The following is a 14985-nucleotide window of genomic DNA, read 5'->3' as shown; positions in this document are numbered from 1 at the left end:
GTAAAATCAGGTGCTTGGCTTTTTTTGATCATGAATTATACGTATCAAAATCAATTATCGAAAAATAAATTAGTTGGAAAAGAATAATTGTGATTCTTGTCATGCATTTATATTCACTATATCACTCGTCACCGATTAGTGATTCTGGTTTTAGAATCCTACCATTTTATAGTAGATACTTAAGTCATCGAAAATAATGAGTGGGAAATAATATTAAATTATTTACTGCAGTTATAAGTTTAAATAATACATGTTTATAAAACTTTAATATAAATAATAACATTCAATGATGTAAAAAGGATCTAGTTATGAAACTTCCATCTTCAAGCGCTACTGACCTAAATAAAGCAAATATAGAACATATGGTTTCAATGAAAGACTTCTCGGTAAAAGAGATGGATAATATGATGGAACTGATGAGCTATTTGAAAGAAGCAAGAAAAGATAATGCAGTGCCTCAATTATTTAAAGGAAAGTCTGTTGGCATGATTTTCGAAGCGGGGTCAACTCGTACGCGTGTTTCTTTTGAAGTTGCAGCCACGTTGTTGGGTGGTCACGCACTGTTTTTATCCCCTAAAGATATCCATTTAGGTGGTAAAGAATCGATAGATGATACTTCCCGTGTTTTATCTCGTATGTGTGACGTTATCATGGCCAGAACAAATAGCCCTGAAACGCTTGACGGATTACTCGAAATGTCTACAGTTCCAGTAATTAATGGACTAGATACACGTTTTCATCCAACACAGATGCTAGCCGATTTATTTACTGTGAAAGAGCATATTACAGATGGACGAACACTGTCAGATTTAACGCTTGCTTTCATGGGAGATGCTACTGACGTTTGTCGCTCTTTAATGCTGACTTGTGCTAAATATGGTATGGGCTTCAAGCAAATTGGTCCAAAGAAATATCAAATGGAACAAGAGTGGATTGACATGGCAGAGTCTTTCTGTGAAGAGTCTGGCGGCCACATTGAAATTACCGACGATGTAGAACGAATCAGTGATTGTGATGTTGTTTACGGTGATAGTTTCTATTGGGTTACTCAAATGGATGAGAAAGCTGAGCGTTTAGCTGCATTTATGCCAGATTATGTCATTACAGAAGAGTTAATGGCGAAAGCGAAACCTGGTGCTATGTTATTGCATTGCTTACCTGCAAACGACAAAGAAGAAGTGACTCGTGGCGCGCTTGAAAGTGAATATTCAGTGGCATTTGATGAAGCAGAAAACCGTTTAACGGCGCAAATGGCCATTCTTGTGTACTTTACACACAAAAATATTCAGGAACCTAGCGAAGCAACTCGAATCGCCCACGAAGAGAAAATCACTGGTTTCTTAGCCGGTTTATAACCTCTGATTCATTTACATCTATTTGACTTAAAAAGCAGCAATACGAATTGCTGCTTTTTTTATTCTTCCAAATTGAGGAAGGCTTGCGCCTCTCCTGATTGATTCATTTCTTTGTCTCTTTCCTATGCTCCGGTGTGGGAATGCATACGAGACGTCATTAATAAATGCATTTACTCATCTAAATGAAGAATCCTTTGTGCTTCACCTGATTGATACATCTCTTTCAATTTCATGTCGAGTTTGTAGAGGTCTGCATTTGGAGTTTCATTATTGCAGGCCATAAAACCGATACTGGTAAAAAAGATAAGCTCTGGTTTTAATTGCGCTATGTGTGCTTGCTCTGCCAAAAGCTTTGCCGAGTTGGTGTCTGCAACCCATAGGTCTACTCGATTACTAAGCAACATGCGTAGCCCTTGTAACAGGCTTTTTGTTTCGTACATATGAAATTGACGTTCTCGTAAATAATTGGCGATCGCCGTACCTGAATAGACTGCATGAGTATAAGTTTTCGCATCTATTAACGTTGTTAATGAAATGGGTGTATTTGGAGCGCTGTACAAAGCGTAACGATTAATTGCAACGGGTCCTATCCATTTGAATTGGGCTTCTCTATCTTGTGTTCGGTCAATGGGGAAAGTGCACGTATTTTGTATGGCTTTGGTTTCATACAGTGCGCGTTTTATAGGTTTGCTTTGTATCGAATATTTCGAATTCGTGTCATTAAATACTTTGTCGATCAAATCTACTGAGAATCCCGTAAAATGGTGATTGGTATGTATATCATCGCTTTTATGAAAATTAACTAACGGCGGTGACGCAAACGTTAGAATACGGATCTCTGCATGGATATGCATGGACAAAAACAAACCTAAAAGTGCTAGTATTCTTGCCATAACAGTAATGCTTCTTGGTAGGGTAGAGAAATAGGTTTGTCTTCCAAATCCTTCTGTTGCCATGGAGAGTGTTCTGGATTTAACCAATGAGCGTCAGTTTGTTTTTTCCTTATCTTTGGTGCACATTTTAGATCTGAATTTTGGCTCATGGTTGCCATTCTCTCATCTATTTCTGTTGCTAGGTCTGTCATCGCTTCTTTGACTGTACGATGTTTTTGTAGTGCAGCACCGATATGCTGCCACCATGCACTAGAAAGTAAAGCATAATCCGGTACGCTTAATCCCGTAGGTGTCCACGATTTTCTGGCGTTGCTTTGGTAAAACTCTAATAATCCTCCCCATTCTGAAGCTCGGGAATTTAGATAGCTTGAATTCAAATCTGACTGTCGTATAGGTGTAAAACCAGTTAAGAATTTGCTCATGGAAACCGTTTTAGAAGTGACAAACTGAGCATAAAGCCATGCTGCTTCTACGCGATTGCTAGGCGTTGAACGCAGAAAAGTCCAACCACTAATATCCTGATAACCCGATTTCATTCCTGGTCGCCAATATTTTCCTCTGGGAGATGGGGCCAATCGCCATACTGGGTTGCCTTCTCTGTCTAGGAGCTTTTTATTTAGCAGAGTTGGGACAAAAGCGGTATACCAAAATATTTGTTGTGCTGTATTACCTTGGGCAAGGGTGATGCTCGACGATGAAAAGTTCTGCTTAAGGGCTTCTGGTGGTGCATATTTATGTAGCCATTCAATGTATTTTTCCACCGCGTATATTGCTGCAGGGCTATTTAGGGCTCCACCTCTCGATACTGACGCACCAACTGGATGACAATTTTCAATTCTAATACCCCAATCGCCAACGAAACTCGTACCTTTATAAGCGGTATGGTCTTGATGCTTATCGTTAACACCAGCCAAACTTAACCAGGAATCAGATATTCTCCAACCAAGAGAGGGGTCATAAAGACCATAATCCATATGTCCCCAAACAGGTTCTCCATCGACGTGTTTTACCCGATTGGTGAAAAAGTCTGCGATATCTTCATAGGCAGCCCAGTTTTGTGGAACCCCTAATGGATAGCCATAAAATTGTTGAAACTCGTCTTGGAAATCAGGACGTTCAAACCAGTCTTTTCTATACCAATAGAGATTTGCAAATTGCTGAGTCGGAAGTTGATATATCTGGTCATCAAGTCCTTTTACTGAATCGATACCAACAAAGTCATCGATATCAATCGAGGGTAAAGTGATTGCTTTCCAGTTATCTGCCATCATTGATGATATAGATAAGGTTTTATTGTATCTGTAATGAGTCCCAATAAAATCCGCATCGTTGACGTATGAGTCATACAGATTAATGCCGGTATCCAGTTGCAACTGCATTTTTTTTACAAGGTCATCTTCCTCTGTAATTTCGTGAACGACGTGTATGCCCGTGATTTCAGTGAATGCTTTTGCGAGAACATTTGACTCATATTCATGTGTCTTAATATTCTCGGAAACGACTTTAATCGAAAGTCCGCGATAAGGCTTTGTCGCTTCTGCTAGCCAAACTAATTCGTCGATTTGTTGTTGTTTTGAAAGGGTAGAATGAATGAACTCGTTATCAACCCAAGATTCAATTAATCTGAGTTTGGTGTCATCAGCTTTGCTAGGGTTACTGAGTAGCAGCGCCAAAACCATAGCTGAGTAAGAGAATCTTGTCATTACTGTCCTTCTATATTGATATCCCTTAAATTTAGACCATTTGTGACAATAAATATTAAAACGTTATAAACATTTTGACCTGAAATGGAAATTTCTTGTTAAAAACGTCGCTAGCAAAACGGAAGTAGATCGATTTACTAAATAGTCATCTATCGGCTATATATCATTAGAAACATTATGTTGTTAATTAGTAAATGATTCGAGTATTTATAAACATTTAGTGTCGATGTACATTGTGTAGCATACATTGAACACAAGAGAAATTAATTATGAATATCGAACTACTTAAAAAAATGCTGTCATCAGAATCCGCTTTTTCAGCATTGATCCTACGAGCTCCCCTCGGAGTTATTTTAGCCGCACATGGTTCACAAAAGTTATTTAGTTGGTTTGGAGGCTATGGCCTTGAAGGAACAGGTCAGTGGATGGCAAGCATTGGTTTTGAGCCGGGCTATTTAATGGCGTTATTGGCCGGCAGCGCTGAGTTTTTTGGTGGATTAGCACTGCTTTTGGGTTTGTTGACAAGACCTGCAGCTTTAGCTGTCGCATTTACAATGGCAATGGCAATGACGGTGCATATTGGAAACGGTTTATTTGTTTCTAACAATGGTTATGAGTTTGCTTTGATGCTTACTGTCGCATCCTTGTCATTAGTTTTCCAAGGTGGTGGTCGATATTCAGTTGATCAATTATTGCTGAATAAACTGGATAAATAGTAATTAGCTCAAGAATCGAATGAGTTAACGTAAGGGGTAGGTTATGTTGGTAAACGGTGTATGGACAAAAGATTGGCAACCAGTTCAGTCAAAAGACAAGCAAGGTCGTTTCGTAAGGCAAACTTCAAGCTTCAGAAACTGGATAACACCAGATGGTCAACCTGGTCCGACTGGAAATGGCGGATTTAAGGCTGAAAAAGGCCGTTATCATCTTTACGTTGCCTATATATGTCCTTGGGCCAGTAGGACTTTGATGGCACGCGCGCTAAAAGGTCTAAATGACTATATTACAATCTCTGTAGTTAGCCCCATAATGACGGATCAAGGTTGGAAGTTTGATAGGTTTCCAGATGCGACAACTGACTCGTTAAACGAGCACGAATATCTGCATCAGCTATACACCCAAGCGGATGCGTCTTATTCCGGACGAGCAACGGTACCGGTCCTTTGGGACAAAAAACAGGGTGTTGTTGTCAATAATGAATCTGCCGATATTATTCGTATGCTTAATAGTGCGTTTGACCATCTAACGGGTTCTACGTTGAATCTATACCCAGAACATTTGGCGGAAGCAATTGATACGTTGAATGTAGAAATATATAACGAACTGAATAATGGTGTTTATAAAGCGGGCTTTGCAAGTTCTCAGCTGGCTTATGAAGAAGCATATGAGAGTGTGTTCAGTACTTTAGATAAGCTAGAGATCCTGCTGTCTGACGATAGATCCTTTCTTTTGGGAGAGGAACTTACGGAAACGGATATTAGAACTTTTGTTACCTTAGTACGTTTTGATGCCGCTTATTATGGCCTGTTTAAGACTAACCGTAATCTTATTGCACAAATGCCAAACTTGTCTCGTTATGTGAAGCGAATTTTAGCTATTAAAGGTATATCAGACACGGTAAAAATCGATCATATAAAACAGGGGTACTATTCTCTCAAGGCATTGAATCCAAGTGGTATTGTGCCAGCAGGGCCTAAGGAAATAGCATGACAAACATAACCAAATCGCCTGTGTTGTTTGTGTCTCATGGCTCGCCAATGATGGCGGTAGAAAAAAGCACAACGTCTGAGTTTTTGCAAAAACTGGGTAAAGAACTGCCAATACCCACTGCTATTGTGGTTTTTTCCGCGCATTTAGATAGAGCAAGCGACATCATTATTACGAGTGGGACGAACCCGAAAACGGTACACGATTTTTATGGTTTCCCACCGCAGTTATATGCGGTTAACTATCCTGCTTCGGGTGATCCTACTCTCGCTAAGCAAATAGCCAACAAGTTTGTTAAAGCCGATTTAGTTCCAACACTCAGTGATGATCAGGGATGGGACCACGGTGTTTGGATACCACTTCGTCTGATGTTTCCCAAAGCGAATGTTCCCGTTGTACAAATATCGATAAACAGTGAACTAGGTGCGGAAAAGAATTTTCAATACGGTGAGATTATCTCGGACCTCCGTGATCAGGGTGTGTTGATTGTTGGATCTGGGGGTATTAGCCATAACCTCAGGGAGCTATTTAATCCTCAACCAACCCAAAACCGTACCGAGATGGTAAATGAATTTACCGGATGGGTGCATGACAAATTGCAGGCTCGAGATATAGAGTCATTACTGAATTATGAACATGAAGCGCCACATGCAAGGTTTAACCATCCTACTCAAGAGCATTTTTTACCATTGATTGCCGCGTTAGGTAGCAGTGACCTAATATATGTTGAGCGAGTTCATCAGGATATCGAAAATGATGTATTGGCAATGGATGCTTATTTGTTCAGTTGAACTTAATTGCGGTGATGGACTGCTAGGCTGGTGGTGTTTGTTGTAACTGCTAATATAATGGTGAAGAAAATATTTATGTTGAGGCACCATATGGCGGGAACCACCGGCAAGCAAGGCCAACCAATACCACCACTTTCACCCTGTATCCGTCATTGCTGTCTGGATGATAATGATATCTGTATTGGCTGCTATAGAAGCTTGACTGAGATTTTAAAGTGGTCTGGAGCCTCAGACGAAACTAAATTAAATATCTTAGAGTTGGTTAGCGATAGAAAAGCCGTTCGTAGGCAAATTAAGAAATAACCCAGCATTGCGCCATTAAGGTACAAATAAAAAACGTGTCTTTAAGAGCCGGGTCAACGTGTCATCAGAGAGAATCAATTAATATATTTATTTATAAAACTGTTAATTGATTGAGGTGACCATGGGTCTCATGTTCGAAAGAGAAGAAAACGAAGAAGAGATTATCATCGTACAAAAGCCATATTTTTACTATTTTTTCACAGCTGCATTAGCCACTGCTGTCATCTCAAATTTGTTTTTGGACATCCAAGGATTAAGAACCGTATCAATAGCGCTATGGTTAGGGTTAATGATCTACATGGCCGTCAATTTTAAAATGATCACCAAAACGAGATTAGAGGTCTCTGATGCGATAAAGCAGGGGACGATATTTGTAAAAGGTTCCAAGTTTAGTGTGTCGAACCCTTTTACTTATCGGATTATTAAAAATCTCAAGAATTAGTTTTTAGTGCTCCTTTAGCATTTCGTCAATGACGGAAAGTGCTTGCTCAAAATCATATCTCTCAAGCGCATTTTTGACCTTTTCAGTCTTTTCTGAGTGCGCATTATTTTTTTCAATTGCTTGGTCTAGCATAGTGATAGCCGCGCCGTCATAAGTTTGTACTTTTTCTTTTATCGCTAACAACTCTGCGTTTGATATGGTGTTGGTGTCGCTTTGTGGAGGGACAGCGGTAGTTTCGACATTGGAAATTAGGTTCTCATCTAAGTGTGGCAACAGTTGTGCTAATTGATCTGTGGCGGTCAAAATAGCCTCAGGGAGCTTAGGTGTGTTGACTGAACTTGCACAGAGCGTCTCGATGATCTGCATTGTTGCGCTAAGTTGTTGAGCCCCTATGCTAGCTGCCATGCTCTTTAGCGTATGCGCTGTTAGCTCACCTTCTGATAGTGCGCCTTTAAGGCAACTTTGTTGTATGCTTTCTAGTTGAGTAGGCGCGTTTTTAATGAATTTGGTAATCAATTTATTAAGCAAGGCAGTATCGCCGTTGGTAAAGATATTGGCTGAATGTAATGAGAATACACTTGGTGTTTCTTGTATTGATGGGGGTTGCATTGTGGGGTCTGATTCAGACTCAAAACGTTCAAACTCCAACCAATTGCTAAGGGTTTTCGCTAATATAGTTAACTCTACTGGCTTTTCAATAAAACCGTTCATTCCGGCAAGTGTTGCTCTTTCTTTTACGTCAGATAACACGTTCGCTGACATGGCAAGAATAGGAATTTCTATATCATTTTTTCTAATTTCATTGGTTGCTTGGTAGCCGTCCATAATAGGCATTTGTAAATCCATAAGTACCAATGGATATTCATTTTCACTTGCTAATGTAACCGCTTGTGAGCCATCGCTAGCGATATCAGCATGAAGATTTATCTTGTTTAACATCGCTATGGCTAATTCTTGGTTGAATTCGTTATCCTCGACTAATAAAAGGCGTTGCCCCTTGAATTGGATTGATTTGCTGTTTTCTTTGATCATTTCAGAATGCAAATCAATCTGTTCTTGGTTGGCAAAGGGAAGGGTTAAGCAAAAGGAAAACTGACTGCCTACGCCATGCTCACTTGAGACTTCCATAGTACTACCCATACCATTCAACAGTTTCTGACTGATATTTAAGCCGAGTCCCGTACCGCCATATTTACGTGTCGTGGAAGTGTCAGCTTGTGAAAATGCATCGAAAAGGTGTTCTATATTTTCTTGGGAGATGCCAATACCAGTATCTTGTACTGAAACGGTAATTTCAGCGGTATCTTGTTTGCTCTTTATAACCTTTGCAAATATTTTAACGCTACCTTGGTCAGTAAATTTAACGGCGTTGCTGACCAAGTTGAGAATTACCTGAAACAAGCGTAATGGATCGCCAAGTAATAATTGATTACAGCCTTCATCCTCAAAGGTAGTGAATTCAATACCTTTCTCTTGCGCTTTAATCTGCATAAGCTGATCAACATCCTTTAAAGGCTTGGACAGCTGAAATGGTATTGACTCAAACTCAAGGTGGCCCGATTCAATCTTAGATAGGTCTAAGATGTCGTTGATGATAGTGAGTAACGATTGTGCGGAATAGTGGACTTTTTCGACATAATTTTTTGCGATCTTATTGGTGATTTCTGGAATAGCGAGATAAGACATGCCAATGATAGCGTTCATAGGGGTGCGGATCTCGTGGCTCATGTTTGCAAGAAAGTCCGACTTAGCTTTATTGGCGCTGTCCGCTTCGATTTTGGCTTCTTCGAGTTGATGGTTTAATCGTTTCAGTTCTGAAATATCATAAGCCCAGAACAAGTTCGCTAATTTTCCATTTATATCAAGTTGATAGTAGCTGGTTAACGCTGTAAATATCTGACCATCTGTTTTTTTTAACACGAGTTCAGTACTTTCTATTTTACCATCTGAGGCCATACGTTGGGTCATTTCATGTCGCGCTGTGGGGTCGCTATAGATTGTGTTTACGTCGAAATCGGCGACCAGCTCATCATCTATTTGGAATAATCGTTTTGCGGTTTCGTTAATGTATATAACTTTACCGTCAATAATGACACTAGCGGCAATAGGGGATGTATTGAGGATGGTGTAAAGCTGATTCTGGGCTTGTTCGAGTTTCTTTTTGGCTTCATTTGCGATGTTGATTTGCTTTTTTAGTTGCCTATTCCAAGCAAAAATTAGGAGTAAAATAAAAACTGAGAAGCCAGCAATGGTATAAACAAGCTGATAGTTTATTCGCTCAATCGCCTTTGGCGCGCTCCATTTTGTTTCTATTTTTTTGTGTTCAGAAGCGCTAATGGAGAGAATTGCTTTGTTTAAAATGGTTAATAATATAGGTTTATTTTTTAAGACATGGAAACTCGGTGTGACGTAATAATCGATTCTGTTTACTATTTTCAGATCATTATAGCCAAGTGTATTTATTAAGTAATTGAGCACGTGTAAGGTGTCTATCATACCAACCAACTCACCCGCTTTAATTTTCTCTAGCCCTTCTTCAGTATTAGCGACCAATTTCCAATTAACGTTAGGAAACGCAGTCATGATGGACTGCGTATTTGCTGAACTAGTTAGCAGTCCAATCGCCATCCCATTGGCATTCTTAAGTTCTAAATCAGAATGGTTAAACGTTGAAGCAATCGCAAGGCGGCTTGAAAAAAGAGGTTCAGTATGACGATAATTTTCTGTAAGTGTTTGGTTTTCTACAGCGGCAGAGACTAAATCAACTAAACCATAATCGGCAAGAGCCATCGTACCACTCCAGTTTTTAACTCTAGTGATATCAATGTTGAGACCTGTTTTGGTTTTGATGAGTTGCAAGTAATCATTGATCATTCCGGAGTATTCCCCGTTGGCGTCTAAGCGTTCGTATGGCAGGGCATTAGGGTCAATACCGATATCTACTTGACGGTTATTGGTGAGCCACTCTCTTTCTTGTTTATTTAAGTTGAGTACTTCGCCACTTAGGCCATGACTTTGGTAGAGCTTAGAAATATAGTTATAGGTGTCGCTTTCAAGTTCATCCAGTGCACCTAAAGATGGGAAATATGCGTGATCACTTAGTAATTTATTAACATCAAAATAGACTTTGAGAAAACCTGCTTTTCGATCTCCGTTTGTTGTTCTGTAAAAGATCTGCTGTGTAACCGATGTGTGTTGCCGAGCATCTATTTTGTCTGCGGTCATGACCATTTGATTGTTTTCAACTTGCCAAGAACGTTCGGGAGGAAGCGAGGAGTTGCTATACAATTCTACGTAGTCAGCTTCTGACTGCAGGTCAAACAGATTCAATATACTGGTGAAATCACCTATCTCTTTGTCTACAACGTATAGACCTGCAACATACGCTAGTATTTTTGCTTTTTTGATATGCTCCCGTAAATCTTTATTAAGATTGATAGAAATAAGATCTTCAATTCGAGATGAATCGTTTGCAAGGTATTGAAAAGCAGCGTCAAATTGCTTTCGAATACCATCATCACCAAACTCAATGGGCACTGTAAACCAACTTGATTGGTCTGGATGGTATTGCAAGGTGCTTGGATCTACCGTACCGCTATGTATGACGAACCACTCTAGAACTCTTTTTTCAATCAGCAATACATCTATAGTTTGCGCTTTAAGCTGTTCAATGGCATTGCCAATGTCATGTTCGAACTCTAAAGAAGCGGGTTTCAATTGTTGTGTCATTTTTGTGACCGCATTACGCCCTATTGATTTATCATCATAAAGTACCGCTGAAACATGGAGGCTTTGTCCGTTGCTGTTTAGATTGAGTTGTCGAGCCGCTAAGGTAACGGGAATATAGTTTAGTTTCATGACTGATTGGGTAAATTCCCGTTTTGCCGCTTGCGCGTCATCTAAGTCAATAACAAAGTCTATAGAAGGGTCTTGTTTGATTGCGTTTTGTCTAGCTGCTGTGGGTAGGGTATCGACTTGACCTATTTGATATCCCATTTCCAAAAGTATGTGTTGGATTACTGAGTATTGCAATCCCATGGTCGTACTATCAGAGTAGGCATACGGTGCAAGCCCATAACTAAAGACGCCAGATAGGCTAGGTCGGTATGGAGATGGTGAAATCCATTTTTTGAGTAAACGGTTTTTGTCTGAGTAGTTAAGAGTGTCTACAAAATGGTTAATAATAGAAGTAAGTACAGCATTATTACTATTTATTAGTGCACCAGCGTTGAGTCTATTCCACTTTTGGACTGGTTGCACCGAGACCAACCCTTTTATACCGAGCTTTTGTCCTTGGTCCATCGCACTGATGGGTTCAGTAACAAGTGCATCAATATCCCCTTGGCTTAATGCTCGCAGCGCGTCGATCAAAGTATCATAGCCAACGACATTATATTGAGTTGCAAATTCGGGAGTAGCTAAGATGTCATTGCTGCCAGCAATAATAGCAATCTTTTTATTTTCTAGCTGACGTACTTTACTTATTACACCGTGAGGCCTTGATGAAATAATAGATAATTGAAATGGAACCATCGCTTTTGAAATGGAAAACTCTGGAACAGGCTTGAGAAAGGTACTTGAAAAGAGATAAAAGTCGGCTTTGCCAGCTTTGATTGCATTACGTACTTGTTGTTCATTGTCTACGACTAAGAAATCGATATCGATGTTATAGGCTTGCGCCAGTAAGGCGCTGTAATCTTTAACTAGACCTGATAATTCACCATTATTATCTAGATAAGAATAGGGTGCTCTATTAGACAAAGCGACAACAGTCAGAGACTGTTTTTTATCTAACCAATCTTTCTGTTGGTTAGAAAGCGAATCGAATGGTTCGTTCGCATTTGCTGATAAGGAAATTAATAACAGAGAAACTAATAGTCGGGCTAAATGGCACCACATATATTGAATCACTTTAGTCTTTGAATTGAGATTTAATGTCTAACATTTCATCTAGATTTTCGATAAATAGATCGACAATCTGTGGGTCAAAATGTTTACCTCTCTCTTCAGTTAACAAATTAACCGCTTTTTCAACTGGCCAAGCCTCTTTATATGGTCGTTCAGAAGTAAGCGCATCAAAAACATCCGCGACAGCCGCGATTCTTCCTGTAATTGGAATTTCTTGTTCTTTGATACCTTTAGGGTAACCACTTCCGTCCCATTTTTCATGGTGGTTTTGGGCGACATCTATCGCCATTAACATTAATTTAGAATCACTGTACTGGCCTAAAATACTGACACCTATCTCTACATGTGTTTGCATTGTGGACCATTCCTCGCGGTCAAGTTTACCAGGTTTAAGTAGAACACTGTCTGGAATACCAATTTTACCCACATCATGCATAGGCGCAGCATCGCGTAATGTGTCGGCATCTTCTTGGCTCATCCCTACCGCGAGTGCTAAAACGTGACAGTATCGACTCATGCGCATGACGTGCATACCTGTTTCGTTATCTTTATACTCTGCTGCTCTGCCCAGACTATGGATAGTTTCCAATTTGCTGTGGTTGATCTCTTTCGTCTGTTCCAATACTTTTTCGTATAAGGATCTCTTTTGATCATAAAGAGATAGCTGAGTTTTGATGCGTTGCTGCGCGATGGCGGGGGTTATCGGTTTTGTTAAATAGTCAGCAGCACCAAGTTCTAACCCTTTAATCTCATCTTCTGGTGATATTTTTGCCGTTACGAATATGATGGGAATTTGAGAGGTGGCGGGATTAGATTTAAGGATTTCACAGACTTGATACCCATCCATATCAGGCATCATAATATCGAGCAGAATAATGTCTGGTTGGGGTTGCATTTGAGCTAGCTTTATCGCGAGTGGGCCATTAATTGCAATACGTGTTTGATAGTGGCGATTCAACACACCAATCAGAACATCTAAATTTCCCGGTGTATCGTCCACCAAAAGTACGATAGGTTTATCTGACATAGTCTCTTTCCACGCCTAATTAAGGTGAATCAATAGAGTGTAACTATCGAATCACCTTGGTATATTAATAAAATTAATAACTTAAGAATATAACGTCAAGGAATAATCGCAAGGGCTCGTGATAAATAATTCCTATAGTAATGGACGGTAACCCAGTCTTACAGAGCCCCAATGCCTGCCTTTTACTAGGATAGGTACCGATAAGTCATGCATCACTTCTCCGGTATCTCTTTTATAGGTTTGTAGCAACATGGTTTTGGTGTGCCCACCACAGCGCAATCCAACTCTGTCGTTAAATAACCGTTTTGTGCGGTTTTTTAACATGTCGATTTCAGGATCACCCGTTAACGGTTCACAAAATTGATTATTGTGAGTGGGTACGTAGCCTTTGTTGTCATTGGCGATGGCATAAACTAATTCTTCATGCTCGGCAAGAATAGGTTCTTGAAGTGAAGGAAGTAGCTTGTCACAGTAGGTGTCATATCGGCTGTGATATTTATTGGGGTTTGTTCCGGGTATCAGTTTGTATTGGCGATCAAATAAGTCAGTTTCCGATATAGCTCTTGATTCAATATCCCTTTCAAATGCAGATGAAATTTGCTCTGCAAGTCTTTCGGCGAGTTTATAGACTGGCCAGTGCACACTTTGCTCGTAATGTTGCACCAACACAGCATTACTATGTTCTGCCATTTCCATTAGCTTTTGTGCCTCAGATTGAAGTTTTAATAGTTGTTCGTCACTTTGCGATAGTTCTTCCTGTACAAAGTTGATAGAGGTCGATATTTGTTGGATGCCTTCTTCATTAGACACGACACCGGAGGTTATATCAGAAACTTGGTTTTCAACATTTTGTGCAAGTGAAGCAATGGTAGAGAGCTGTCCTTCCACTTTTTGCAAACTCTGAGAACCACTACTTACCTTAGTCGACAGACTTTGAATGGAATTGGTGACATCTTGAGTTTCAGTCAGAACTTGATTAACGATTTTTGATACTTCATCGGTACTTTGTGACGTGCGCTCTGCAAGCCCTCTGACTTCATCTGCGACAACAGCGAATCCGCGGCCGTATTCACCAGCACGGGCGGCTTCTATAGCGGCATTAAGTGCGAGTAAATTAGTCTGTGATGCAATCTCTTCAATAACCTGAGCGACGTTTTTAATCTGTTTTACTTGGTCGTCTAATTGACTCACTTGGGCAACGGAGGAGGTTGTCTCAATAACGATTTCGCGCATTTCATCAAGTGTAGAGTTGAGTTCAATTAAACCAGAGCTGCTGTGTTGATGCATCTCTTGGGCTGCAAGTAGTGTTTGTTGAGCAGACGATGATGTTGTGCTCAGTGTTGATGCTATAGCACTGGAAGAATGGGTGACTTGCTCAATAGAGGCAACCTGTGAACTGACCTTATCTTTCAACAAATCGATTGCAAATGATACTTCAGCAGCGCCAACAGCCTTATAATTCATTTCAGTGGCGATAAGGGGCGCTATTAAATCTGTGTTTTTTTCTGCTTTAATTAATTCTGGGGCGGGCAGTTTAAATACTCTATTCATTGCCGTTGTAATGACGAGCCCCACTAGGATCAAAATGGCAGAGCCTATGCCATAAAAGTAAAAGCAAATAAAAGCGGTAATGAGCCACAATAGGGTTGATAACCATTTGTGTAACAGTTCGTTTGGCATAGTGTACTCTTAAAAAAATTAATGAATAATTGGCGGGTTCTTAATTACCACCCAGATAGTACAGTCTGGATGGTTTTATCCTGCCCTCAATTATGCTTTGGTCGAGGTGTGAGCTATGCCTATGTATTTTGGGTAAATAATGAGCTTCAGGTATCATTATTGTGGTTTGTTTACTA

11 protein-coding genes are annotated in these 14985 nt (G+C 40.0%); 6 read left to right on the top strand and 5 right to left on the bottom strand.

Translation table 11 applies throughout. The features are described 5' to 3' along the window. Positions 1-308 precede the first annotated feature (308 nt). Complete coding sequence (gene argF / locus PGX00_RS10295; protein ID WP_272135889.1) at positions 309-1355, top strand: ornithine carbamoyltransferase; 1047 nt, start codon at positions 309-311, stop codon at positions 1353-1355. 170 nt (positions 1356-1525) lie between these two features. On the opposite strand, the gene PGX00_RS10290 is transcribed toward argF, so the two are convergent. Together PGX00_RS10290 and PGX00_RS10285 are read right to left on the bottom strand one after the other, a co-directional pair. After that, positions 1526-2248: a substrate-binding periplasmic protein gene (locus tag PGX00_RS10290; protein ID WP_272135887.1), complete on the bottom strand. Its 723-nt coding sequence runs from the start codon at positions 2246-2248 to the stop codon at positions 1526-1528. Further along, on the bottom strand, positions 2233-3951 hold the full coding sequence (locus tag PGX00_RS10285) for an ABC transporter substrate-binding protein (RefSeq protein WP_272135884.1): 1719 nt from the start codon (positions 3949-3951) through the stop codon (positions 2233-2235). Before PGX00_RS10285 ends, PGX00_RS10290 begins: the two co-directional genes overlap by 16 nt. A 269-nt stretch (positions 3952-4220) precedes the next feature. Here PGX00_RS10285 and PGX00_RS10280 point away from each other — a divergent pair, with 269 nt between their 5' ends. The 5 genes from PGX00_RS10280 (at position 4221) to PGX00_RS10260 (ending at position 7194) form a co-directional block, all read left to right on the top strand. Then, positions 4221-4667, top strand: coding sequence for a DoxX family protein (locus tag PGX00_RS10280; RefSeq protein WP_272135881.1), 447 nt, complete (start codon positions 4221-4223; stop codon positions 4665-4667). A gap of 43 nt (positions 4668-4710) precedes the next feature. Further along, positions 4711-5661: a glutathione S-transferase family protein gene (locus tag PGX00_RS10275; RefSeq protein WP_272135878.1), complete on the top strand. Its 951-nt coding sequence runs from the start codon at positions 4711-4713 to the stop codon at positions 5659-5661. Beyond that, the gene (locus tag PGX00_RS10270; protein ID WP_272135876.1) at positions 5658-6449 is read left to right on the top strand and encodes a DODA-type extradiol aromatic ring-opening family dioxygenase; all 792 of its coding nucleotides are present in this window, start codon (positions 5658-5660) and stop codon (positions 6447-6449) included. Before PGX00_RS10275 ends, PGX00_RS10270 begins: the two co-directional genes overlap by 4 nt. A gap of 75 nt (positions 6450-6524) precedes the next feature. Beyond that, positions 6525-6752 carry a DUF1289 domain-containing protein gene (locus PGX00_RS10265; protein ID WP_272135873.1) on the top strand — a complete coding sequence of 76 codons (228 nt, stop codon included), beginning with the start codon at positions 6525-6527 and terminating at the stop codon, positions 6750-6752. A 130-nt stretch (positions 6753-6882) separates the two neighbouring features. Beyond that, positions 6883-7194: a hypothetical protein gene (locus tag PGX00_RS10260; protein ID WP_272135870.1), complete on the top strand. Its 312-nt coding sequence runs from the start codon at positions 6883-6885 to the stop codon at positions 7192-7194. 3 nt (positions 7195-7197) lie between these two features. On the opposite strand, the gene PGX00_RS10255 is transcribed toward PGX00_RS10260, so the two are convergent. From PGX00_RS10255 to PGX00_RS10245, 3 genes are all read right to left on the bottom strand, one after another. After that, positions 7198-12093 (bottom strand): ATP-binding protein, encoded by a 4896-nt coding sequence (locus PGX00_RS10255; RefSeq protein WP_272135867.1) that lies wholly within the window; start codon positions 12091-12093, stop codon positions 7198-7200. Positions 12094-12106: 13 nt separating this feature from the next. After that, complete coding sequence (locus PGX00_RS10250; RefSeq protein WP_272135865.1) at positions 12107-13129, bottom strand: HD domain-containing phosphohydrolase; 1023 nt, start codon at positions 13127-13129, stop codon at positions 12107-12109. A 132-nt stretch (positions 13130-13261) separates the two neighbouring features. After that, entirely contained in the window at positions 13262-14809 is a 1548-nt protein-coding gene (locus PGX00_RS10245; protein ID WP_272135863.1) for a methyl-accepting chemotaxis protein, read from the bottom strand. Between the last annotated feature and the right edge of the window lie 176 nt (positions 14810-14985).

The sequence above is a fragment of the Vibrio algarum genome, assembly GCF_028204155.1.
GTDB classification, from domain to species: Bacteria; Pseudomonadota; Gammaproteobacteria; order Enterobacterales; family Vibrionaceae; genus Vibrio; species Vibrio algarum.
Note: the sequence above shows the minus strand (reverse complement) of the source record. Positions and strands in the feature narration are given on the sequence as shown.